We start from the raw sequence: 23,250 nt of genomic DNA on the forward strand, positions 1-23,250 counted from the left end.
CGCGTCGGAGCGTCAGAGGATGCGCTGTCCGAGTGCGCTCGCGGCGAGTTCGGTCGCGAGCGACGCCGTCTCGTTCTGTTCGTCGAGGATGGGGTTGACTTCGACGAGTTCCAGAGAGCGGAGCGAACCGCTCTCTGCGACGGTTTCCAACGCGGAGTGCGCCTCGCGGTAGGTGACGCCGCCGCGGACGGGCGTCCCGACGCCGGGCGCTTCCCGGGGGTCGAGCCAGTCCAAATCGAGGCTCACGTGGATGCCGTCGGTGCCCGCCGTCGCGACGTCGAGTGCCTCCTCTACGACGGCCGTAATTCCCTCCTCGTCGATGTCGGACATGGTGAAGGCGGTCACGTCGCTGTCGCGAATCGCCGCCCGTTCCGCGGCGTCGAGAGAGCGCAGGCCGACGATGGCGACGTTCTCCTCGCGGAGTCCGGCGGCGTTCGCCCACTCGACGCCCGCGAAGTCGCCGACGCCGAGGAGGGCGGCAAGCGGCATCCCGTGGACGTTGCCCGACGGCGACGTGGCCGGGGTGTTGAAGTCGCCGTGGGCGTCGAACCAGACGGCACCGATGTCGGCGTCGCGGGCGCTTCCGGTGACGGACCCGATGGCGATGGAGTGGTCACCGCCGAGGACGAGAGGCAACTCGTCCGACGAGAGCGTCTCCGCGACGCGGTCCGCGAGCGACGTACACACCGCCTTGGTCTCGCGGAGGAACTTCGCTCTGCCCTCCGTCGGCATCTCGGCCTCCGGGTCGCGTTCCTCCGCGCGGGGTGCCCGAACGTCTCCGTCGTCGACGACGGAGACGCCCGCGCCTTCCAGTTTCGCCGCGAGTCCGCCGTAGCGGATGGCAGACGGCCCCATGTCCACGCCGCGTCGGTTCGCTCCGTAGTCGATGGGAGCGCCGATGATTCGGGTTGGTCGCGTCATACCTCGAACTGCCGGGAGTAGACGTGTAGTGGTTGCGATTCACCGAGCGACGCGTCCGGCGACCGAGTCGGCCGCCGCGCCGAACAGGTCGGAGACCCACTGCGAAGCGGTCGAGAGCCAGCGGTCGACGAGGTCGGTCTCTACGCTCTCCGGGGCGGTCGAACGACGGTAGTCGAGGACGCGCACCTCGACTGTCACCCCCCGTCCGGCCCGTTCTTGCACCCGTTCGCGGACGTCGTCGGCGAGTTCCGGGTAGGCCCGGTCGGCGTCGCTGACGACGGTGACGGTGACGCTCTCGGTCGAACCGATGAGTCCCGCGTCGTCGTACTGGGTCCGGACGCCGACGAGTTCGAGGTTCCCGTAGTCGTCCTCCGAGAGCGTCGTCTGGACGCCGGCGTTGACGTCCTGTTCGAAGGCGATGTGAGAGTAGGTCGCGGCGGCAGTCGCCGCCGTCACCGCGACGAAGACGACGACGACGAGGGCGTACGCGCCGATGCGAAGGCTCGGCCCGAGGTCGTTCCACGTGTCGGCGACGACGGACGACCGGTAGCCCATCGCCACCAACGCGACGTACGCGGAGATGTTGATGAACACGATGTTCATGAACAGAAGCACTACCGCGCCGAGTACGAGAATCGGGCGAGACCAGACCGTCCCGATGGCCGCCGCGGCGACGGACGGAACGATGGCCGCGGCGACGGCGACGCCGGCGATGGAGACGGGGAGGTCCGAGGCCAACGCCAACGCGCCCGCCGCACCGGCGGCGATAGCGATAGCGAGAGCGAGAAGCGTCGGCGTTATGAAGAACCCGACCTGTTCGACGCGCGAGACGGCGAGTGCGGCGGAGACGAAGAACGTCTCGCGAACGGCGTAACTGACGAAAACGGCGCTGGCGTAGGCGACGGCGAGGCCGAGCGTCTGGGAGACGACGCTCCGAATCAACATCCCGCGGTCGTCGATGACCGCACCGACCGACGCCGACAGCGCCGACCCGGCGAACGGCGCGATGACCATCGCGCCGACGATGACGATGGCCGAGTTCAACAGCAACCCGGCGGTGGCGAGAGTCGCAGAGAGCATCGCGAACGCGAGGTACGTCACCCGTTCGGGTCGCAGGTCGTCGGCGCGTTCGCGTATCTCGGGGTGCGAGATACCTCGGTCGCCGACGGGGCCTTCGACGAACCGTTCGGTGAGGTTCTCGTTGACCGGTTCGGAGCGGTCGGCATCGACGACGACGGTGTACGCGTCGCGGTCGAGTCCGCTGTCGTGGAGATGAGCGAGGACGGGGTCGACGGCGCCGTCCGCGACCGGTACTTCGACGAACGCGCTGTCGACGCGTTCGCCGTCGGGTAAGACGGCGTACGTCGCCTCCAACCCGTCGAGGGCGCCGATGACTGCGTCCCGCGCGTCGTCGTCCACGCGGACACGTATGAGTCGCACGAGGGGAGGACACGGCCTCGAAAGTTTAGCATTCCGGCCGAAACGTCGCCGTCACCGGGACGGAAACGGCGCACTGTAGCGAGTTGCGCGCGACGCCATCGCCCAGTACCCTGAAGGCGGCGACAGTCGTTTACCGGGTAGATGCGGCTGATAAAGCTCCTCGTCTCCGAGGAGTCGCGGACGACGGTCATCGATATCTTGCGGGCCGAAAACATCGACTTCGTCGTCACGAAAGACGCGGCAGAACGAGGAGACCACGTACTCGTCGAGTTCCCGCTTCCGACGCAGGCGGTGGAGTTCGTCATGAACGAACTCCAAGAGGCGGGGATAGACGACCACGAGTACACGATCATCTCGAGTGCGGAGACGGCGAAGACGCGGAACTATCACGAACTCGAAGACCGGTTCGTCGCGGGCGTCGAAGAGGACGACGCGGTCGCTCCCGAGGAGATTCGCGCGAAGGCGCTCGACATGCACCGGAACAAACTGACGTACTACTCGCTGACTCTCTTCAGCGCCATCGTCGCGGCGGCGGGACTACTGTTGGACTCGCCCGCCGTCGTCGTCGGTGCGATGGTCATCGCCCCGCAGGTCGGCTCCGCGCTCATCGCCAGCGTCGGCATCTCCCTGAACGACCGTCGGATGATCCGCATGGGGTTCGGACAGCAACTGTTCGGATTCGGTGCGGCCATCGCGGGGTCGTTCGTTCTCGGAGTGGCGATACAGTCCGGACAGATAGTCACCGCCGTCCTCGACGTATCGACCATCGGTCAGATATCGAAGCGGATATCGCCCGGACTGCTCTCGGTGTTGGTCGCGCTCTGTGCCGGCGGCGCGGGCGCGTTCGGCCTGGCGACGGCGCTCCCCGTCTCGCTCGTCGGCGTGATGATCGCGGCGGCGCTCATCCCCGCGGCCGCCGCCGTCGGTATCGGACTGGCGTGGGGACTCCCGAGCGTCGCTCTCGGTGCGATTCTCCTCCTCGTGGTGAACGCCGTCGCCGTCAACGTCGCCGCGTTTCTGGTCCTTTGGTATCTCGGATACCGTCCGCAAGAGTGGTCCGAGGGCAGAACCGAGATAACGAACGGCGACGTAGAGTCCGACGACGACGGACTCGCGAGGTACGTCCCGGCGGCCGCCGCCCTCGCCGTCCTCCTGGCCGTCTTCGTCGGCGCGGGCGGTCTGTTGATGGGACAGATAGCCTTCGACAACTCCGTCAACGACGCCGTCGAGGACGCGATAGAACAGGACCGGTTCGCCGAACTCCAACTCGAATCGGTCAGTACCGAGGTCGGTATGGTCAGGTTCGTCGACCGGACGCCGGAGGTGAGCATCGTGGTCAGACGACCCGTCGACACGCCCTACCCCGACCTCGCGGAGACGGTTCGGCGACAGATCCAAGAGGAGACGGACCGGGAGGTGAGCGTCTCCGTCGAGTTCGTCGAGGGACAACGGGCCGGTGACCAACGGACGCGCATACGACCGCAGGCCGCCGTCTCGAACCCGGCCGCCGCGAACGCCGCCTACTCCGTGTAGGGCGCACACACCCGCCCGACGCCCTCCTCGAAGGAAATCTGGGGCTCCCAGCCGGTGGCGTCTCGCATCTTCGAGGCGTCCGCCTTCGTGTCGTGGACGTAGACGTCGAGGGGGTTTTCGACGTACGTGGGGTCGATATCCGTTCCGAGTTCCTCGTTTATCATCTCGACCATCGTGTTGAAGTCGTAGCTCTCGCCGGTGCCGAGGTTGTAGATGCCTTGGAGTTCGTGTTCCCCGGCGAGTTCGATTCCGCGGACGATGTCGTCGACGTGCGTGAAATCGCGGGTCTGAGAGCCGTCACCGAACAGTTCGGGGCGTTCTCCGTTCGCAATCTGGTGGGCGAACTGCGCGACCGTGTTCGCGTACTCGCCTTTGTGCTCTTCGGCCCCGCCGTACCCCTGATAGACGGAGAAAAAGCGGAGACCGGCGAGCGTCATGTCGTAGTGGTGGTGGAAGTACTCGCCGTACTGTTCGCGGGCGAGTTTCGACGCCTCGTAGCAGGTTCGGGCCTCCACCGGCATATCCTCGGGCGACGGGTCGGTCCGCGACCCGTAGATGGAGGAGGTGGTGGCGTAGACGACGGTGTCACAGCCGTCTTCGCGCGCTTGTTCGACGGCGTTGACGAAACCTTCGACGTTCACGCGCGTCGCCTCGCGTTTGTTCTCCTCGGCCATCGTGTACGAGGAGTACGCCGCGAGGTGGAACAACACGTCCACGCCGTCGGTCGGTAAGTCGTCGTCGAGGACGCTGGCGTCGACGAACTCGACGTCGTCGTTCAAGTTCTCGGGCGTCCCGAGGTGAAGGTCGTCGACGGCGACGACGTCGTTCTCCGCTGCGAGGTGGTTCGCGAGATTCGATCCGATGAACCCGGCACCCCCGGTGACGAGGACCCGCTTTCCGTTCATGGCTACCAAACTGTAACCGGCGAGTAAATTAGTGTCGGGACGAGACGCGAAAGGTCGCATCGGGACTCCATTTGTGAAAATATCACACGTCTCGGCCCGAAAATTGTCAGACGTGACCGAGTTTCGACCGTTCATCCATCGCATTTAAGGAGGTATACTTCGAACGAATTACCATGTCATCAATCGAATTGACTTCGAGTCAGAAAACCATCCTCACGGCGCTGATAAACCTCTATCGGCAGAGTGAGGACGCCGTCAAGGGTGAGGACATCGCAGAAGAGGTAAACCGGAACCCGGGCACCATCCGCAACCAGATGCAGAGTCTGAAGGCGCTTCAACTCGTCGAGGGCGTCCCCGGACCGAAGGGCGGCTACAAACCGACGGCGAACGCCTACGAGGCACTCGACGTCGACCAGATGGACGAACCCGCCTCGGTCCCCCTCACGCACAACGGTGAGACGGTGACGGGCGTCAACGTCGACGGGATAGACCTCTCGTCGGTTCACCACCCGGAACTCTGCCGCGCCGAGATTCACGTCCAAGGCTCCGTCCGAGACTTCCACGAGGGCGACGAGGTGAAAGTCGGTCCGACCCCCCTCTCGAAACTCGTCGTCGAGGGTATCGTCGACGGCAAAGACGACACCAGCAACATCCTCATCCTCCGCATCGACGACATGCGCGCGCCCGTCGGCGAGCCGAACCACTGACGCTCTCTTCGCGCTCGTTACCGCTCTTCTCTCTGTTTCTACCCACGCAGCGTCAGCGTTCGCGTCGTAGCGACGGCGCGTCCGTCGTCGCCACTCGAACGGTCGTCCGTCGGAAAAGAACCGCGCGTCGGGTTCGCGTCGGGGACTATCTCACATGTCGCCCCACGCCTCGAACGCGCGGCGGGGGGAGGTGATGTCCGCAATCCAGCGGGTCGCGACGCTCTTTTTCAGCGTCCGGGCGGCGGGGCCGCCGAACACGTTGATGGGCACGTCGCCGAACATCGGCAGTTTCACGCCGTGGGCGACGGCGTCGTCGCCGACGGAGATGAGCGTCCCCTTGTCCTCGTGGTTCCAGGTCTTCAGCGGTTGGCCCTTGACGGCGCGGGAGACGTTCTCGCCCGCCACGTCGGCGGCCTGCCAGGCGGCTTGCGCCGTCGGCGGGGCGACGGAGTCCGTCCCCTGTTCGACGAGAGCGGAGTCGCCGAGAGAGAACACCCGGTCGTCGCTCGTCTGGAAGTCCGCGTCCGCGTAGATGCGGTTCGAACGCTCGTCTTTGTCGATGTCGGCCTCTGCGACCTCTTTTTGGCCCGTAATTCCGCCGGTCCAGATGAGGACGTCGTAATCGAGCGTGTCGGGTTCTTCGTCCTCGCCGCCGCCGAGGTAGATGTTCTCCTCGTCGACTTTCGAGATGAAGTCGCCCGTCAGGATATCGATGTCCTTGTTGACGAGGCGCTTTCGGAGCGCACCCTGCAGTTCGGGGTCGTTACCGGGGAACACCTCGTCGAGGCCCTCGACGATGGTGATGTCGATGGGCGCGCGGTGGATGTCGCGGTACTCGGCTATCTCGCCCGCCGATTGGATTCCCGACAGGCCCGCACCGCCGACGATGACCTGTGCGGGGTCGTCGCGGGAGGCGTCTTCGGCGGCCGATTTGATGGCGGTGTGAATCTCGCGTGCGTCGTCGAGGCCCTTCAGTTCGTAGGAGTACTCTTCGAGGCCTTCGATGCCGTAGAACGCGGTGGCGGAGCCGAGACAGACGAGGAGGTAGTCGTAGTCGACTTCGTCGTCGTCGAGTTCGACGACGCGTTCGTCGACGTCGACGTTCTCGACGTGGCCTTTGACGAACTTCGTCTCGGGCGCTTTGATGTCGTCGACGGGGAGCGCGATTTTCGACTCGACGCTCGGGTCGCGGATGCACCGGTGCGCCTCGTGGAGGACGAGGTGGTAGTCGTTCTCCGAGACCCACGTCAGTTCAGCGTCCGAGCCGAGTTCTTCTTCGAGGCGTTTGACGGCACCGGTACCCGCATAGCCGGAGCCGAGGACGACGACCTGCGTGCTCATATCAGAGTTCTCGTAGGCATCAGATAAAGGGCCTTTGAAACGAACAGACCGGAAACCGCCCGCAGGCGGCGATAGCTGCCACGCAGTCGCATGCAGTGAGATAGAGCGCCCGACCGTTCTCAACAGACGACAGTCAGTCGAGCGAGAGTCCGGCGTGCCAACGGTCGACGCCCGCCTCGCGCTTGACTTCGTCCATGCGCGCGAGGAGGTGGACGGCGAGACTCGCCGTCTTCGCCGCGCGCGACTCGCCCTCCGTTCGGAACTCCCCGGTGACGCGGTTCGCGTAGACGGTACAGACCGCGCCCGCCCGGAGGCCGTAGACGTTCGCGACGGTCAGAAGCGTCGCCGCCTCCATCTCGATGTTCTTGACGTTCGCCTCGCGGAGGTCCTCGACCAGCGAATCCGACCCCGCGGCCTCGAACCCCTCGAACCCGGGGCGGCCCTGCCCCGCGTAAAAGGAGTCCGCGCTCATCGTCAGTCCGACGTGGTAGTCGTAGCCGAGGCGTTCGGCGGCGGCGACGAGTGCGCAGACGACTTCGTGGTCCGCGACGGCCGGGTAATCCTCGCGGACGTACTCTTTCGAGGTGCCCTCCTGTCGAACCGCGCCGGACGTGATGACGAGGTCACCGACGTCCATCTCGGGTTGAATCGCGCCGCAGGAACCGACGCGGACGAACGTGTCCGCGCCGACGCGGGCGAGTTCCTCGGCGGCGATGGCCGCGGAGGGACCGCCGATGCCCGTCGAGGTGACCGAGATGGGCGTCCCCTCGTACTCGCCCGTGGCGGTGCGGTACTCGCGGTGGGAGGCGCGTTCTTCGAACTCGTCCCAGAGGGCGGTTATCTTGTCCACTCGCTCGGGGTTCCCGGGGAGAAGGACGGTGTCTGCGACGTCTTCGGGTCCGACTTCGATGTGGTACTGGACCTCGTCGTTCGGGTCCTCGCTGTCGCTCATGACGGATGTGCGGCCGCCCGACAAAAATAATCACCCCTTCGAACGGACGCGACGGACGCCCACCGAAGTCCCCGAGTTACGCGTCCTCGCGCGCGTCCGCCGCGGCGTTCAGCGTGTCCAACGAGATGGTGTCCGGCAGGAGTTCGCCGAGGGTGTACTCCGTCGTCTCCTCGCCGCCCTCGTCGCAGACGACGACGAGGCTCTCGTCTGCGAACTCCGCGAGCGTCTGGCGGCACATCCCGCAGGGGGTGACGCCGTCTTTCGCGCCCGAGGTGACGGCGAGGCGGTCGAACTCCGTCGACCCGCTTTTCACCGCGTCCGCGACGGCGACTTCCTCGGCGTGGAGACTGTTCGAGTAGTTCGCGTTCTCGATGTTGCATCCGACGTACACCTCGCCGTCCGCGGTTCGAAGCGCGGCACCGACCGTGTACTCAGAGTACGGGACGTAGGCGTCGTCGAGGGCGGCGCGGGCGCGAGTGAGAAGTTCCTCTGGCATCGCCTCACGGTTCCCGAGGGAACCGCTTGTAGTTTCCGTCCGGCGGGACGGAAGGGCAAGCGCCAAACCGACGGCGGCCGTAGAGAACGGCGTGTCAGCAGAACCCGACTCGGCGAACGACGCGGACGCGCCACCCGGCCGCCCCGGACTCGGCCGGCGTATCCTGCTTTTCGTGGGAGCCGTCGTCGTCGCCCTCGCGGGGATGGTCGGCTTTTTCGTCGGGAGCAACGGGGCCGAGTCCGTCCCGGAGGTGCCGTTGCTCGGCGGTCTGGTGACGGTGCCGACGACGCCGCTCTCGATGACGCTGTACGCCGCCCTCCTCGCGACGGCGATACTCGCGACGTTGTTCGGTCTGGTCGCTCTCGCCTCGCGGTACGAAGACGCCGCGTGACCGAGAGTCAGGCGCGTCGCTTTTGTCGCTGGACGCCCGCAGTTCCGGTATGGCCGCGTCCGCTACGTCTCCAGACGACGAGTCGGAGACAGACGAGTTCGAGGAACCGCTTCAACCCGAGACCGGCGGGAAGAACCGACGGCGGGCGGTGTTGGCGGTGCTTCCGTTCCTCGCTATCGGTCTCGGAAACGTCGTCCTCATCGTCGGCATGGGCACCGAACCGCTCTGGGGGTTCGCCATCCTCCCGCCCGTCCTCTTCTGTTCGGTGCTCGCGTACATCGTCTTCAGCACCGACTTCCTCGACGACCGGACGTGACTCTCGCTACCCGGTGTCGTATTTGTAGGTGACCTCGTCGGGGTCGATCCCGAAGTCCTCGGCCGTCTCCTCGACGGAGACGCCGTCCGCGTCGTCGCCGGGCGTAGCGTTCTTGAATCTATCTCTGAGTCGCGACGGCATCTCGAACTCCCCGACGGCCACGCGGACGGCGATGGCGTCGTCGCCGCGTTCCTCGCGGACGGCGGACAGTCGGTCCGCGATGGGCGAGGGGAGTCTCTCGCTGTCGACCGGAGAGAACCCGAACTGGAGGAGATACTCCGGTTGCGCCGCGACGGCGTAGACGTCGTCGAACCCCGCGTCGCCCGCCTTCGTGACCAGTCGTTCGACGACGTGCGCTCCGACGCCCTGTCCGCGCCAGCGTTCCGGCGTCGCGACGAGGGCGAGTTCGCAGAACTCCGCGTCGGCGTCGTCCGCATCGTCCGTGTCGTCCGCGCCGTCCCGGTGAACGCGGATACGACCGAGTCCCGCCCGTTGGCCGGTTTCTTCGTCCAGAGCGACGACGTAGTCACGAGAGCGGAACGCGGGGTCTGTGAGGTCCATCTCCTCGATTCGGTCGAGCAACCAGACCTCGTCTCGGTTCTTGGCGTCCCGGACGTACATGCGACCACGTAAGACCCGAGCGCGAAAAAGTATTCTGCGAGACGGGGCGGAAATCCCCCGCCCGCCCGGTCGTTCTGCACCATCGTTCGGGTAAGTTACTTCGTGGGGGCCGCGCAAGGAACGGACGATATGGAGGTACCCGATACCGACGAGGTGGTCCACCGGCCGTCCCCGGAGTTCGCGGAGGCGACGAACGTCCGGGCGTTCATGCGGGAGTACGGCATCGAGGACTACGAGTCGCTGATAGACCGGACCTGTTCGGACGTCGAGTGGTTCTGGGACGAACTCGTAGACTACCTCGGAATCGAGTTCTACGAGGAGTACGACGCGGTGCGAGACGACGCGGAGGGACCGCAGTTCACGGAGTGGTACCCCGGCGGGAGAATAAACATCGCGCACAACGTCCTCGACAGACACGGTGCGGTCGATAGTCCGGACCGAAACCGGGTCGCGTGCATCTGGGAGGGCGAACCCGGCGACACGCGGCAGGTGACCTATCACGACGTCTACCGCGAGGCCAACCGGGTGGCGAACCTGCTCGAATCGTACGGCGTCGAGACGGGCGATACGGTCGGTCTCTACATGCCGATGGTGCCGGAGGTCATCTCCATTCTCTACGGCTGTTTCAAAGTCGGGGCCATCGCCGTGCCCATCTTCTCGGGGTTCGGCGTGGACGCGACGGCGACGCGAATCGAGGACTCGGGCTGTTCCGTGCTGTTTACGGCCGACGGCTTCTACCGCCGGGGAAGCGAAATCACCCTGAAAGACGCCGCCGACGAGGCGATATCGGAGGTGGGCGGCGTCGAACACACCGTCGTCTACGACCGTCTGGGTATCGCCGACAGCGACGACAAGACGATCAGGTGGACCGCCCGCGACGACTGGTGGGACGAGGCGGTGGGCGAGGCGTCGCCGGAGTACGAGACGAAGGAACTCGACGCGAGTCAGGAGTCGATGTTGCTCTACTCGTCGGGGACGACCGGCGAACCGAAAGGTATCGTCCACACCCACGCCGGACTCCAGATGCAGTGTGCAAAAGAGATCTACTTCGGCTTCGACCACAAACCCGAGGACCGCTTCTTTTGGGTGTCCGACATCGGGTGGATGATGGGGCCGTGGACGCTCGTCGGCAACCACACGTTCGGCGGCACCACCTTCATGTACGAGGGCGCGCCCGACTACCCGAACCCCGACAGGTTCTGGGAGATGATAGACCGCCACGGCCTGACGGTGTTCGGCATCTCGCCGACGGCCGTCAGAGCGCTCAGAAAACACGGCGACGAGTGGGTGGAGAAACACGACCTGTCGTCGCTTCGCTTGCTCGGGTCGACGGGCGAACCGTGGGACCCCGAATCGTGGATGTGGTTCTACGACCGAATCGGTGGCCGGGAAGCGCCCGTGTTGAACATCTCCGGCGGCACCGAAATCTGCGGCTGTTTCCTCATGCCGATGCCGGACCAACCGCTGAAGCCGTGCAGTCTCGGCGGCCCCGGACTGGGGATGGACGTAGACATCGTAGACGCCGACGGGAGAAGCGTCGCGGACGACCACGAACGCGGCTACCTCGTCGCCCGCGACTCCTGTCCGTCGATGACGAAGTCGCTTTGGTCGGGCGACGACCGCTACCTGGAGGCGTACTGGAGTACGTTCGAAGAGCCGCCGCTTTGGAACCACGGCGACTGGGCGCAGAAAGACGAAGACGGCTTTTGGTTCCTCCACGGGCGCGCCGACGACGCTCTCAACGTCGCCGGACGGAAAGTCGGCCCCGCCGAGATAGAGGGCGTCCTCGTCGAACACGACGCGGTGAATCAGGCGGCCGTCGTCGGCGTCGACGACGAGACGACCGGAACTGCCGTCGTCGCCTACGTCGTCCTCGAAGCCGACGCCGAACCGTCCGACGAACTCCGCGAGGAACTCCGCGAACTCGTCGGCGAAAAGCAGGGCAAGCCGTTCCGACCGCGAGAACTGCGCTTCGTCTCGGAGTTCCCGAAGACGCAGTCGGGGAAGGTCATCCGGCGCGCCATCGCGGCGGTCCACGAGGGAGCGGACGTCGGCGACACGAGCAGTATCGAGAACCCCGCCGCCCTCGACGAACTCCGCGAGGCGCGGTAATCGACGCTCCGGGCCGCGTCTGACTCACTCGCCGTCGAAAACCGTCCGAGGGTCGATACGCCGACGCTCCGGGCCGTCGCCGCCGACTCGAACGTCGCCGACGGTGTCGTCGTCGGGGAACCGTATCGTCGCGCCGACGAGCAACGGCGCGACCACTCCGGCGGCGACGACGCCCGGGTCCGACAGAGAGGCGCGAACGACGACGTCGTCGCCCGGTTCGATGTCGGCGGCGCCGACGGCGCCGGCCGCGGCCGAGAGAACGTCCGCGTGGGTGTACGTCCGGTCCGCATCGAGTAGGGCGTCCGAAGGCGACACCGACGCGGGGTGGACCGCCGGGTTCTCGCTCCAGACTTCTTTCTCCCAGTGCGTCGTCGTCGGGTTCTCCGGCGGGCCGCCGTAGACGGCGAGTTTGCTCCCCGGTTCGGGAGCGAACGCCGGTTCCCGCGACTGCGGAACGACGGTGGCGCGCGGCCTCTCCGACCCGCCGGGGTCGAACGAGACGACAGCACCCAACTGCGCCGCACCGTAGAACGTCAACACCGGTTCCGGGAGGGGGTCCGGTTCTATCTCCACTCGGTCGCCCCCTCGAACGCCCAGATACCGGAGGACGTTCCCGGCTTTGTACGACGTGGTGACGAAGTCGTGATAGCTGTACGACCGACCCGGCGCGTCCGCGCGAAGTGCGGGCGAGGGCGCGCGCCGGTCACGCGACACCACGTCGCCGAGGATATCGGGGTCGGTCACCGGTTCGGGTCCGGCGTTGGCGGTCATGTCCGAGACGACGCACTCCGCGGTCAAAATCCCGTCGTCGCCTCGCTGTCGCCGTCCGAAAACGGGCAAAAATAGCCGGAAGGGACGGGGTTGGCAAAACGAAATGATAATTTGATAACAAAGGAAGTGACAGTCTATTTTGTATTTAAAATGATATATTTGACGGCCGCACCCACAGATGGGTAGAGGTACCAAGTAACAATGCGCGCAGTAGTTTATCAGGGGCCAAAGGACGTGGCCGTAGAGGACGTGGACGAACCGGAGATTCAACACCCGAACGACGTGGTCATCGACATCACGACGACTGCCATCTGCGGGTCCGACCTGCACATGTACGAGGGCCGAACGGACGCGGACCCGGGCCTCGTGTTCGGACACGAGAACATGGGCGTCGTCACCGAAGTGGGCGACGGAGTCAGCACACTAGAGGAGGGCGACAGAGTCGTCGCCCCGTTCAACGTCGCCTGCGGATTCTGTCGGAACTGCGAGAACGGCTATACGGGGTTCTGTACCAACGTCAACCCCGGGTTCGCCGGCGGGGCCTACGGCTACGTGGCGATGGGACCGTATCAGGGCGGACAGGCGGAGCAACTCCGCATCCCGTACGCGGACTTCAACGCCCTGAAACTCCCCGAGGGCAACGAACACGAGGACGCGTTCGCGATGCTGGCGGACATCTTCCCGACGGGGTGGCACGGCACCGAACTGGCGAACCTAAAACCGGGCGAGTCGATAGCCATCTACGGCGCGGGACCGGTCGGACTGATGGCCGCCTACAGCGCGGATATCAAGGGGGCCTCGGAGATATACGTCGTCGACCGAGTCGAGAGTCGCCTCGACCTCGCGGAGGAACACGCGAACGCGACGGCCATCAACTTCCAAGAGGGCGACCCGGTAGACCAGATAAAGGACGCACACGGCGGCGGCGTCGATAAGGGCGTAGACGCCGTCGGCTATCAGGCCGTCGACCCCGAATCGGTGCGGGAGAACCCCGACGAACCGTACGACCCCGCGAGGGAGAACCCGGCCGTGGTTCTCAACCAACTGGTCCAGACGGTTCGACCGACGGGCCAAATCGGCGTCCCCGGCCTGTACGTTCCCTCGGACCCCGGCGCGCCCGACGACATGGCCGCGCAGGGCCGTCTCGGAATCGACTTCGGGAAACTGTTCGAGAAGGGCCACAAGTTCGGAACCGGCCAGTGTAACGTCAAAGAGTACAACCGGGAACTGCGCGACCTGATAATCGAGGGCAAAGCCGACCCGAGTTGGGTCGTCTCCGACCGCGTCAGTCTCGACGACGCGCCCGAGATGTACGAACGGTTCGACCAACGCGAAGAAGGCGTGACGAAAGTCGTCCTCGAACCGTAATCGAGGCGGCGACTCAGGACCGCACCCACGCGGTCGGATGTTCGCCCCGGAGGTGGTCCTGATACATCTTCACCATCTCGGTGTACGAGGTGGCGAGCGCTTCCCACTCGCAGTGGTCGCACCGACCGGAGACGGTTGCTCGGAATCCCGACATCATCTTTCTTGCCATCGTGAGGGTCTTGGTAGCACGTATTATAGTCTTTTCTAGCATGATGTAATCCGCTCGAAACGATTATGACGCTACGCGGGCAGAATATCGGTACCGATGTGTCTCTACTGCGCCATGCGGGATTCGGGGTGGGAGCAACTACTGGACTACGACGACGTGTACCAAGAGGCTCTCGCCGCCGCGGAGGCCGAACGGTCGAACTACGGGTTCGACGAGTCGTGGGACGACCTGAAAGAGCAGGTCACTCCGACGGGAACGGGTCGCTGAGTTCGCCCGCGTCTTCGAGTTCCGCCTCCGTCGTCAGACAGTCGTCGAGAGCGCTCCGAACCGACTCCTCGGGGACGTCCCTGCCGATGAAGACGAGTCGCGTCCGCCTGTCGTCGCCCTCACCCCACCGACCGATGGGACCGGCGGTGACCGACGGCCCCGCGCGGTTCAACCCCATCACCGTCTCCGGGCGCGTGGCGAGTCGGAAGAATCCCTTCGCCCTGACGACGCCGTCGGGCCACTCGGTCAGGTAGTCGTCGAGGCGTCCGGGGTGAAACGGCCGGTCGGACTCGTAGAGAAACGAGGTGACGCCGTGCGCCGCGGCGTGGTCGTGGTCCGCGTGGTCGTGGCCCTCGTGGCTCTCTCCGCCGTGGCCCTCATCGCCGTCACCCTCTCTGAGACGGCGTTTCCACCCGCTGGAGCGACTCACCTCCTCGTAGTCGAACAGTCCGGTCGCGAGAACCGCGTCCGGACTCACGTCGGCGTACGTCTCCCGGTAGACGGTCGCGCGCGGTTGGAGTTCTCGGACGACGCGTTCCATCTCGTCGAGTTCGTCGTCGGGGACGAGGTCACACTTGTTCAACACCAACACGTCGCAGAACTCCACTTGGTCGACGAGGACGTCCGCGAGGGTTCGGCCCGGGGCGTCCAACTCCGCGGGCCTCTCGGCGTCGGGGTCGAACTCCTTCCAGAACCCGTAGGCGTCGACGACGCTGACGACCGTATCCAGCCGATAGTGGGCAGTCGGGTCCTCGCCGTCCGCCGTGTCGCCGAGGAACGTCCGAGCGACGGGGACGGGGTCGCTGATTCCCGACGCCTCGACGAGGAGAACGTCGAACGACCGCTCTCTGGCCAACCGGTTCACCTCCGAGACCAGGTCACCCTGCAACTGACAGCAGATACAGCCGTTCGTGAGGTCTATCACGTCGTCGTCGGCGGACCCGGCGATGAGTTCCGCGTCGATGTTCACCTCGCCCATGTCGTTGACGAGAACCGCCACGTCGTACTCTCCGGCGTTCCTGAGCACGTTGTTCACGAGCGTCGTCTTCCCCGCGCCGAGCGTTCCGCTGACGAGTGTGACCGGGATTCTATCGTCCTCCAACTGTGGCATTGCCTCTCGTACTCGTTCGCGGAGGATAATCTCTGCGAACTGTCAGATTCGGTGAAAGGACCGCGACTCAGGGCGCGCCGGCGAGGACGAACGTGCTCTCGACAGACCCGTTCTCTAGTTGGCGCGTCGCCTCCGGGGGAATTCTGACCGCCTCGCCCGCTTTCATCCGAACCTCGTCGCCGTCGACGGTCAGCGTCGCTTCGCCGTCTACGAGGAAGTACACCTCTTCTTGGCCGTCTTCGGCGTGGTCGTGTTCCTTGCCGACCCATCCCGGGTCGGCTTCCAGAACCGAGAACCCGAGGTTCTCGCAGTCGAGTTCGTCGCGGAGGAAGTGCAGTCCCCCGCCGACCGGATCGACGTCTTCGTAAGCGACAGTCGTGTGCGACATACGCGGACCATCGGTCGGGACGCGAATCAAACTAGGGGCGAACGAGGCGACCGAAACGCGAGTGGGGACTTCGCCGGGGGCTCAGAAGGAGCTTTTTATCTTCTCGAAGAAGCCTTTCTTGACGTCTACCTCTTCGCCGCCCGCCTCGGCGAACGCTTCGAGGGCGTCTCTCTGTTCCTCGTTGAGTTGCTCGGGCGTGACCACCTGCATCTGTACGTACAGGTCGCCGCTTCCGCGTCCGCGGAGGTGGGGCATGCCCTTCCCCTTCAGGCGGAACGTCTCGCCGCTTTGGGTTCCGGCGGGCACGTCGACCTCCGCCTCGCCGTCCACCGTCGGCACCGTGACGGTGTCGCCGAAGACGGCCTGCGGGAACGAAAGCGGGTGGTGGTGGTGTAGGTCGTCGCCCTCGCGGTCGAACTCAGCGTGGTCGCGGATGTTGACGTCGATGAGGAGGTCACCTTTCGGCCCGCCGTTCTCGCCGGGCGCGCCCTCGCGTTCCATCCGGAGGGTCTGCCCGTCGCGGATACCCGCGGGGATGTCCACCGACAGTTTCGCGTCGTTTCGGACGGTGCCGTCGCCGTTACACTCCGGGCAGGACTCGCTGTACGTCTGCCCCTCGCCGCCGCAGGCGCGACACGTCTGGGTCTGCTGGACGCGGCCGAGCGGCGTGTCGCGGACGGTGGTCTGTTGGCCTTGGCCGTTACACTGCGGGCAGGTGTTCACGTCGGCGTCGGGCGGGTGGCCCTCGCCGTCGCACTCCGGACACCGTTCGGGTCGCGTGACGGTGAACTTCTTTTCGACGCCGTCGTACGCCTCTTCGAGGTCCAACGATACCCGCGTGCGGATGTTCTGTCCCTGCCGGGGTTGGTTGCGACTCCGGCCCTGTCCGCCGCCGCCGAAGAACTGGCTGAAGATGTCCTCGAAGGGGTTTCCGCCGCCGCCCATCCCGCCCATGCCGCCGCGTCCGGCACCGCCGCCGACGCCGCCGCGTTTCTCGGCTTGCTCGAAGCGGTCGTGGCCCATCTGGTCGTACATCTGGCGCTTCTCGTCGTCCGAGAGCACCTCCTTTGCCTTCTGGACCTTCTTGAACTTCTCTTCTGCGTCGGGGTCGTCGGAGACGTCCGGGTGGTACTCTGCGGCCTTCTTTCGATACGCATTCTTTATCTCGTCCTCGCCGGCGTCCCGGGAGACCCCGAGCACGTCGTAGAAGTCCTCACTCATCGGTTACACGTCCATAATCCGGCGACCCACTTGAAAATCGCGCCTCGCGGACGACAGGTTTCGTCGAACGAACTCGCTCGTCGGGAGATTACGGCACCGAAACGAAAAATGCGGCGTCGGAGCGTCGGGCGCTCAGATTACTGCTCGTCTTCGTCGTCCACGTCCTCGAAGTCGGCGTCGACGTACTCGTCGCCGTCCGCCGCGCCGGCGTCGGGGCCTGCGCCCGCACCGCCGGGACCGGCACCGCCCATGCCGCCCATTCCGCCGGCACCGGCACCGGCACCGGCGCCGCCTGCGCCCGCTTGGGCCTGCTCTTGGTACATCTGCTTGCCGATCTCTTGGAGTTCGGTCGAGAGCGCTTCGGTCGCCTCTTCGAGTTCCTCCGTCGTGGCGTCCTCCTCTTCGAGGAGGTCCTCCACGTCGTCCATCGCCGCTTCCACGTCGGCGACGACGTCGTCTGAGACCTCCTCCTCGTTCTCTTCGAGGAGGGTTTCCGCGCGCTGAACCGCGCTTTCGGCCTCGTTTCGGGCCTCGATGCGTTCGCGGCGCTGTTGGTCCTCTTCTGCGTGCTGTTCTGCCTCTTCTTGCATCTGTTCTATCTGGTCGTCGGAGAGGCCGGCGCCGCCTTCGATGGTGATGGATTCTGCGTTACCGGAGCCTTTGTCCTCGGCTTCGACGTTGACGATACCGTTCTCGTCGATGTTGAATCCGACCTCGATCTGCGGCGTTCCGGCGGGCGCGGGCGGGATGCCCGTCAGTTGGAACTCGCCGAGCAGTTCGTTCTCCGCGGCGATTTCGCGTTCGCCCTGGAAGACGCGGACCTGCACGGACGTCTGGTTGTCCGCGGCCGTGGTGAACACCTTCGACTCCTCCGTGGGGATGGTGGTGTTCTTCTCTATGAGACGCTCGAACAGACCGCCCTTCACCTCGATACCGAGCGAAAGCGGCGTCACGTCGAGCAGGACGATGTCGTCGACTTCGCCGCCGAGGACGCCGCCTTGGATGGCCGCGCCGAGTGCGACGGCCTCGTCGGGGTTGACGTTCTTCTTCGGCTCCGAGCCGATTATCTCGGACACCTTCTCGTGGACCTGCGGCATCCGTGTGGACCCGCCGACGAGGATGACCTCGTCGATTTCGTCCTTCGAGTACCCGGCGTCTTCGAGGGCCTGCTCCGTCGGGCCGACGGTCCGTTCGATGAGGTCGGACGTGAGCGACTCGAACTTCGCGCGCGTCAGTTTCTCTTCGAGGTGGACCGGGCCGGAGTCCGTCGCCGTGATGAACGGCAGGTTGATGGTCGTTTCCTTGCGCGAGGAGAGCTCTATCTTCGCCTCTTCCGCGGCGTCTTTCAGACGCTGGAGAGCCTGTCGGTCCTCGCGGAGGTCGATGCCGTGGTTGTTCTCGAACTCGTCTGCGAGCCATTCGATGACCGCGTCGTCCCAGTCGTCGCCGCCGAGGTCGTTGTCCCCGTTCGTCGCGACGACTTCGTAGACGCCGCCGCCGAGGTCAAGGACCGAGACGTCGAACGTCCCGCCGCCGAGGTCGTAGACGAGGACCGTCTGGTCGGAGTCGTCGTCGAGGCCGTACGCCATCGACGCGGCGGTCGGTTCGTTGATGATGCGTTCGACCTCGAACCCGGCGATTTCGCCCGCGTCCTTCGTCGCCTGACGCTGGCGGTCGTTGAAGTAGGCGGGCACCGTGATGACGGCCTTCTCAACATCGTCGCCGAGGTAGTCCTCGGCGTCGCGCTTTATCTTCTGGAGGATCATCGCCGACAACTGCTCCGGCGTGTAGTCCTCGCCGTCTACCTCGACGGTGTAGTCGTCCTCACCCATGTGGCGCTTGATCGAGCGGATGGTGCGCTCTGGGTTCTGGATGGCCTGGTTCTTCGCCGGTTTGCCCACGAGACGCTCGTCGTCCTCGGTGAACGCGACCACGGAGGGTGTGGTGCGGTCGCCCTCGGAGTTCACGATGATTTCGGGGTCGCCGCCCTCCATCACCGCGAACGCACTATTCGTGGTACCGAGGTCGATACCGAGAATCTTGTTGCTCGCCATCTTGTTCGCACATACCGGTCTAAATCGGTTAAAGGTTACTAGACGGGAGCGTCGGCGGCGCGACGGCGGGTCGCCGCAGTCTTGCGATTTCCCCCGTTCGGGGGTGAGCGCGTTCGTCAGCGTTTTATCGAACCGCAGACCGTCACATCTGACGCACTCTTACCGACCTCGACGAATCGCGTCGGGGCCGCCTTCGAGTGCCGCGAGGACGTCTTCGAGGACGGACTCGCGCCCGGAGGACGCGAAGAACTCGTGGCCGCCGTCGTACGGCCGCAGGTTCGCGGCGGGCGTCCGGTCGCCGATTGCACGGACGCTCACGACGCGGTCCGAGAGCGAACAGAACACCGCGTCGTCGTCGTCGAACGGCGGAAGGCGCGCCTGCGCGCCGCGTATCGTCCGCAAGAACGCGGGCGAGGCGGCGTCCGGAACCGCCTCCTCGAACGCCTCCTCGGACACCAGATCGCCGAGGACCGAGGGGTCCCGGTCGAATCGGAGCAGTCGCCTCGCGGTCGGCAGTCGGAGAAGGACAGGAAGGGCGACGGACTCGACGCCCTCGACCGGTGCGGTTCCCCACCACGGACTCAAGAAGACGTTTCGCACGTCCGCGTCGGCGGCGAGATGCGCGGCGACGAGTCCCCCGGTGCTGTGACTGACGACGAGGCCGATGTCGCGTTCGCGCGCGTACGACCGGACGGGCGCGAGGAGTTGGTCCTCGAAGTCCCACGGGTTCGTCGGAAGCGTCACCGCGTGGACGCGGTACCCCGCTTCGACCAGCGATTCGAGGAACCACGAGACCGGGTCGTGCTCCGGTCGGTTCCCCCACCCCAGAACGCAAAGCAGGTCCTCGCTTCCGTCTCCGAAGACGGAGAACTCTATCGTCGGCGTCTCTCGGAATCGGTTTCGGAACGGGAGTCGCACGCCCTACACCTGTCGGTCGGCGCAGAAAAGCGTGTGCGAACGAGCGGTGTCGCCTACTCGTCGCCGTCGCCGGTGCTGACTGTCACCTGCGCCTCGCGGATGACCTTCTCGGCCATCTCGTAGCCGGGTTGGTAGACGTCGGCGACGGTGCCCTCGGGTTGGTCGCTGTCGACGCGCATCATCACCTCGTGGCGCGTCGGGTCCACGTCGGCACCGGGTTCGGGGTCGATGGTCGCGACGTTCTCCGAAGACAGGATGCGGTCGAACTCTTCGAGAGTCGATTCGACGCCCGGGCGAATGTCGGCGTCCTCGTCCTGTTCGAGTGCCCGAACGAGGTTGTCGCGCACCGCGACGACGCGCCCGACGAAGTCCTCGGTGGCGCGTTCTCGAATCTGCTCTTGTTTGTTCTTGGCGCGCTTCTTGTAGTTCTGGAAGTCGGCCTGCGTGCGCTTGAGGCGCGAGGAGAGGTCTTCGACCTGTTCGTTCGAGGCGTCCAGTTCGGATTCGAGGTCCGAGACGCGACGCTGAAGCGACTCGACGTCCGCCGCGAGTTCCTCGTCGTAGGCGGCCACGCGGGCGGCGAGAGCCTCGTCGGTGGACGGCGCGTCCGCGGCCGCCGCGTCGCCGTTCGTGGTCGTCTCGTCGGCCGTCTCGTCCGGGGCGTCGGCCGTCTCTTCGGCGCGGTCTGCGTCGGGGTCGGCTTTGCGGTCCGGGTCGACGGAGTCCTCACTCATGGACGGGTGAAGTGGTTGCCCCGGCTTAAGGATGTAGACTGCGGCCGAGCGGTCGAGGAGGTGACCGCTCTCCGTCTCCTACTGGTACATCCCGAGCGGTCGGGCCTGCGTGCTCTCCTCCTCGGCGTTCTGCATGCGCTTTGCCAGTCGCTCCTTGGCCTCGCGGATGTCCTCCGCGTGGTCGACTAAATCGTCGGACGGAATCTCGACGCCCGTGAGCGGTTCGATTCCCTCTTTGAGGACGACGCGGGCGGCGGCGGGGTCGGGGAACTTCGGGTCCGACTCGACGACGAGACCCACCGTGGTCCGTCCGCGTTCGACGGCGTCGTTGAGCAACGCGCCGGTCGGTCCGGAGACGAGGCCCGTCTCTTTCGGTTCGCCGATGTCCGCGTCCGCGAGCATCCGGGCTCCCTCGCCGGCGCTGACGCCGTACAGTTCCGGCACGTCGCTCGCTTGCTTCTCCCGGGGGATACCGGAGAGGAAGACTGGGAGAATCGACTCGTCGTCGAACCAGTTCGAGAGGCAGTCCGCGAGTTCGGCCGCCGAGTCCGGTCGGATGGGCACGTCGCTCTGTAAGACGTAGAGGTCGCGTTCCTCGTCCGCGTACAGTCTGACCGGCGACCGGAGGGTGGAGTCGCCGTCCTGATACACCGCGACCTGCGGGACGCCGTCGCAGTGGACGTTCGCGTAGTGGGTCATCTCGAACTCCTCTACGACGTGGTCGGCCGCTATCTTCCCCACCAGCCCGACGCCGGGGAGTCCCTCTATCAGCGTCGGTTCCGAGAGCGACACGTCCTCGGCGAGCACGTTTATGTGGGCCATACGTGGCGTTCGACCCTTCGGATTGTAAAGCCGGGGTCCGCGTTCACGCGTCTCGGAACGTCGGCGCGTTCGCTGGGGACCGGCGGTATCCGAAACCCACAAGCGGAGTCGCGGGGTAGAGTCGGTCGATGAACCCGCTCAAGCGGTACGCACCGCTCGTCGGCGACGAGGAGGCGTTCTCGGCCGCGTGCGAGCGGCCGCTTCCGTCGGTCGTTCGCGTCAACACCATCGAGACGACGGTGGAACGCGCGCGGACGGCCTTAGACGCCGAGGGCGTCGCCTACGAACCGACCGAGTGGCACCCCGGCGTCCTGAAACTCGACGAACGCGGCCCCGGCACCTCGTGGCCGTACTACCACGGCTGGCTCCACGGACAAGAGGAGGTGTCGGCGCTTCCCGCGATAGCGTTGGACCCCGACCCCGGCGACGCCGTCTGGGACGCCTGCGCCGCCCCCGGGAGCAAGACGACGCAACTGGCCGCTCTGATGGACGACCGAGGCGTCCTCGTCGGCAACGACAACAACCTCGGACGCCTGTCCGCACTCAGACACAACGCCGAACGACTCGGCGTCTCGAACCTCGTCGTGACGAATCAGGACGCGCGGAACTTCTCGTTCAAGCCGTTCGGCGAGGGGACGGACGACCCCGAGGCGTTCGAGGAGTTCGACGGGGCCCTCGTGGACGCGCCGTGTTCCTGCGAGGGGACGATTCGGAAGAACCCGGACGCACTCGACAGGTGGACGATGAACCACGTCAAAAGCGTCGCGGGCATCCAGAAAGGCATCCTCCGCCGCGCGGTGCAGGCGACGCGGGAGGGCGGCACCGTCGTCTACTCCACCTGTACGTTCGCGCCCGAGGAGAACGAGGCCGTCCTCGACCACGTCCTCGACGAAGAGGACTGCAGAGTCGTCGAGTGGGACGCCCCCGACGGGTTCGACACCGTCCCCGGCGTCACCGAGTGGGAGGACGACGAGTACGACCCGAGCGTCGAACTGGCCCACCGCGTCTATCCGCATCTCAACGACACGGGCGGGTTCTTCTGCGCGAAACTGGAGGTGACCGCATGAGCGACACGGAGACCGACGACCGACCGACGAACGACGGACAGCGATTCGACCGCCTGCCCGAGACGGCGGACGGCCGAGTCGTCGCGGGCCGACCCACGCGCGAGGAAGTCGTCACGTGGTGGGAGAACCGCTACGGCGTCCCGCCGGAGACGTGGGACGGTCACACGTTCTGGGAGAAGGGCGCGGGCAAGATTTGGGCGTTCGCGGACGACGTTGTGAGTCCCGCCGACGTGGAGGGACTCGGCCTCAGAATCCTCCGCGCTCGACAGGAGCACTGGAAGCCGTCGACGAACGCCGTCCAACGGTTCGGCGGCGCGGCGACGAAGAACGTCGTCGAACTCGACGGCGAGGAGGCGACTCGGTTCGTCGCGGGCGAGGACCAAGAGATAGACTGGGACGGCGACTGGGGGTATCTCGTCGCCGCGCACGAACTCGCGGGCGAACGCGAACCCATCGGAGTCGGCCTGTTTCTCCACGGCGAACTCCGCTCGACGGTACCGAAAGGCCGCCAAGAGGACCTGCCGGAGTTAGACTGAAACGCCGAACTGGCGACTCCGAGATGAGAGACGCCACGGACGCCGAGTGAGTCTCGGGCGGGGTGACGGACGCGCACGAAAAAATCGCT

General features: G+C 65.7%; 25 protein-coding genes. 9 read left to right on the plus strand and 16 right to left on the minus strand.

Annotated features, from left to right (window positions below; translation table 11 throughout):
- Positions 1-12: 12 nt before the first annotated feature.
- Positions 13-921: an arginase gene (gene rocF / locus BM167_RS13655; RefSeq protein WP_092893283.1), complete on the minus strand. Its 909-nt coding sequence runs from the start codon at positions 919-921 to the stop codon at positions 13-15.
- A 39-nt stretch (positions 922-960) separates the two neighbouring features.
- Entirely contained in the window at positions 961-2,361 is a 1,401-nt protein-coding gene (locus BM167_RS13660) for a DUF389 domain-containing protein (RefSeq protein ID WP_092893284.1), read from the minus strand.
- 141 nt (positions 2,362-2,502) lie between these two features.
- Between BM167_RS13660 and BM167_RS13665 the strand changes: the two genes are divergently transcribed.
- On the plus strand, positions 2,503-3,894 hold the full coding sequence (locus tag BM167_RS13665) for a TIGR00341 family protein (protein ID WP_092893285.1): 1,392 nt from the start codon (positions 2,503-2,505) through the stop codon (positions 3,892-3,894).
- Here BM167_RS13665 and BM167_RS13670 read toward each other — a convergent pair.
- Positions 3,882-4,799 (minus strand): NAD-dependent epimerase/dehydratase family protein, encoded by a 918-nt coding sequence (locus tag BM167_RS13670; RefSeq protein ID WP_092893286.1) that lies wholly within the window; start codon positions 4,797-4,799, stop codon positions 3,882-3,884. The genes BM167_RS13665 and BM167_RS13670 overlap by 13 nt on opposite strands.
- Positions 4,800-4,972: 173 nt before the next feature.
- Here BM167_RS13670 and BM167_RS13675 point away from each other — a divergent pair, with 173 nt between their 5' ends.
- Complete coding sequence (locus tag BM167_RS13675) at positions 4,973-5,506, plus strand: Rrf2 family transcriptional regulator (protein WP_092893287.1); 534 nt, start codon at positions 4,973-4,975, stop codon at positions 5,504-5,506.
- 150 nt (positions 5,507-5,656) lie between these two features.
- Here the strand turns inward: BM167_RS13675 and BM167_RS13680 are convergent, their stop codons facing one another.
- The 3 genes from BM167_RS13680 to cdd form a co-directional block, all read right to left on the minus strand.
- A complete protein-coding gene (locus BM167_RS13680; RefSeq protein WP_092893288.1) occupies positions 5,657-6,847 on the minus strand; it encodes an NAD(P)/FAD-dependent oxidoreductase in 1,191 nt (396 codons plus the stop codon).
- Positions 6,848-6,980: 133 nt separating this feature from the next.
- Positions 6,981-7,799: a nucleoside phosphorylase gene (locus BM167_RS13685; protein ID WP_092893289.1), complete on the minus strand. Its 819-nt coding sequence runs from the start codon at positions 7,797-7,799 to the stop codon at positions 6,981-6,983.
- A gap of 76 nt (positions 7,800-7,875) precedes the next feature.
- Entirely contained in the window at positions 7,876-8,295 is a 420-nt protein-coding gene (cdd, locus tag BM167_RS13690; RefSeq protein ID WP_092893290.1) for a cytidine deaminase, read from the minus strand.
- A 91-nt stretch (positions 8,296-8,386) separates the two neighbouring features.
- Between cdd and BM167_RS13695 the strand changes: the two genes are divergently transcribed.
- Positions 8,387-8,686 carry a DUF7520 family protein gene (locus BM167_RS13695; protein ID WP_092893291.1) on the plus strand — a complete coding sequence of 100 codons (300 nt, stop codon included), beginning with the start codon at positions 8,387-8,389 and terminating at the stop codon, positions 8,684-8,686.
- A 49-nt stretch (positions 8,687-8,735) separates the two neighbouring features.
- Positions 8,736-9,002 (plus strand): DUF8142 family protein, encoded by a 267-nt coding sequence (locus BM167_RS13700; protein WP_092893292.1) that lies wholly within the window; start codon positions 8,736-8,738, stop codon positions 9,000-9,002.
- Positions 9,003-9,008: 6 nt separating this feature from the next.
- On the opposite strand, the gene BM167_RS13705 is transcribed toward BM167_RS13700, so the two are convergent.
- Entirely contained in the window at positions 9,009-9,623 is a 615-nt protein-coding gene (locus tag BM167_RS13705) for a GNAT family N-acetyltransferase (protein ID WP_092893293.1), read from the minus strand.
- Positions 9,624-9,752: 129 nt separating this feature from the next.
- Between BM167_RS13705 and BM167_RS13710 the strand changes: the two genes are divergently transcribed.
- A complete protein-coding gene (locus BM167_RS13710) occupies positions 9,753-11,735 on the plus strand; it encodes an AMP-binding protein (protein ID WP_092893294.1) in 1,983 nt (660 codons plus the stop codon).
- Between the two features lie 24 nt (positions 11,736-11,759).
- On the opposite strand, the gene BM167_RS13715 is transcribed toward BM167_RS13710, so the two are convergent.
- A complete protein-coding gene (locus BM167_RS13715; RefSeq protein ID WP_143095516.1) occupies positions 11,760-12,506 on the minus strand; it encodes an AMP-binding protein in 747 nt (248 codons plus the stop codon).
- A gap of 201 nt (positions 12,507-12,707) precedes the next feature.
- Between BM167_RS13715 and BM167_RS13720 the strand changes: the two genes are divergently transcribed.
- Positions 12,708-13,874, plus strand: a complete 1,167-nt coding sequence (locus BM167_RS13720) for a glutathione-independent formaldehyde dehydrogenase (protein ID WP_092893295.1) — start codon at positions 12,708-12,710, stop codon at positions 13,872-13,874.
- 13 nt (positions 13,875-13,887) lie between these two features.
- Here the strand turns inward: BM167_RS13720 and BM167_RS18575 are convergent, their stop codons facing one another.
- Positions 13,888-14,043 (minus strand): hypothetical protein, encoded by a 156-nt coding sequence (locus tag BM167_RS18575; protein WP_177213377.1) that lies wholly within the window; start codon positions 14,041-14,043, stop codon positions 13,888-13,890.
- A gap of 96 nt (positions 14,044-14,139) precedes the next feature.
- On the opposite strand from BM167_RS18575, the gene BM167_RS18580 reads away from it, so the two are divergent.
- Complete coding sequence (locus BM167_RS18580) at positions 14,140-14,310, plus strand: hypothetical protein (RefSeq protein ID WP_177213378.1); 171 nt, start codon at positions 14,140-14,142, stop codon at positions 14,308-14,310.
- Here BM167_RS18580 and BM167_RS13730 read toward each other — a convergent pair.
- From BM167_RS13730 to BM167_RS13760, 7 genes are all read right to left on the minus strand, one after another.
- Positions 14,285-15,421 carry a CobW family GTP-binding protein gene (locus BM167_RS13730; RefSeq protein WP_092893297.1) on the minus strand — a complete coding sequence of 379 codons (1,137 nt, stop codon included), beginning with the start codon at positions 15,419-15,421 and terminating at the stop codon, positions 14,285-14,287. The genes BM167_RS18580 and BM167_RS13730 overlap by 26 nt on opposite strands.
- Positions 15,422-15,488: 67 nt before the next feature.
- The gene (locus BM167_RS13735) at positions 15,489-15,809 is read right to left on the minus strand and encodes a cupin domain-containing protein (RefSeq protein WP_092893298.1); all 321 of its coding nucleotides are present in this window, start codon (positions 15,807-15,809) and stop codon (positions 15,489-15,491) included.
- Between the two features lie 81 nt (positions 15,810-15,890).
- The gene (gene dnaJ, locus BM167_RS13740) at positions 15,891-17,030 is read right to left on the minus strand and encodes a molecular chaperone DnaJ (protein ID WP_092893299.1); all 1,140 of its coding nucleotides are present in this window, start codon (positions 17,028-17,030) and stop codon (positions 15,891-15,893) included.
- Positions 17,031-17,167: 137 nt separating this feature from the next.
- Positions 17,168-19,084: a molecular chaperone DnaK gene (dnaK, locus tag BM167_RS13745; RefSeq protein ID WP_092893300.1), complete on the minus strand. Its 1,917-nt coding sequence runs from the start codon at positions 19,082-19,084 to the stop codon at positions 17,168-17,170.
- A 159-nt stretch (positions 19,085-19,243) separates the two neighbouring features.
- Positions 19,244-19,960, minus strand: coding sequence for an alpha/beta fold hydrolase (locus BM167_RS13750; RefSeq protein ID WP_092893413.1), 717 nt, complete (start codon positions 19,958-19,960; stop codon positions 19,244-19,246).
- A 95-nt stretch (positions 19,961-20,055) separates the two neighbouring features.
- Positions 20,056-20,736, minus strand: coding sequence for a nucleotide exchange factor GrpE (locus BM167_RS13755; RefSeq protein ID WP_092893301.1), 681 nt, complete (start codon positions 20,734-20,736; stop codon positions 20,056-20,058).
- Positions 20,737-20,814: 78 nt separating this feature from the next.
- Positions 20,815-21,558, minus strand: coding sequence for a proteasome assembly chaperone family protein (locus BM167_RS13760; RefSeq protein ID WP_092893302.1), 744 nt, complete (start codon positions 21,556-21,558; stop codon positions 20,815-20,817).
- A gap of 128 nt (positions 21,559-21,686) precedes the next feature.
- On the opposite strand from BM167_RS13760, the gene BM167_RS13765 reads away from it, so the two are divergent.
- The gene (locus BM167_RS13765; protein WP_092893303.1) at positions 21,687-22,625 is read left to right on the plus strand and encodes an RsmB/NOP family class I SAM-dependent RNA methyltransferase; all 939 of its coding nucleotides are present in this window, start codon (positions 21,687-21,689) and stop codon (positions 22,623-22,625) included.
- A complete protein-coding gene (locus tag BM167_RS13770) occupies positions 22,622-23,161 on the plus strand; it encodes a DUF7122 family protein (protein WP_092893304.1) in 540 nt (179 codons plus the stop codon). Before BM167_RS13765 ends, BM167_RS13770 begins: the two co-directional genes overlap by 4 nt.
- The last annotated feature ends 89 nt before the right edge of the window (positions 23,162-23,250 follow it).

The organism is Halopelagius inordinatus (genome assembly GCF_900113245.1).
In the GTDB taxonomy this organism is placed as follows: domain Archaea; phylum Halobacteriota; class Halobacteria; order Halobacteriales; family Haloferacaceae; genus Halopelagius; species Halopelagius inordinatus.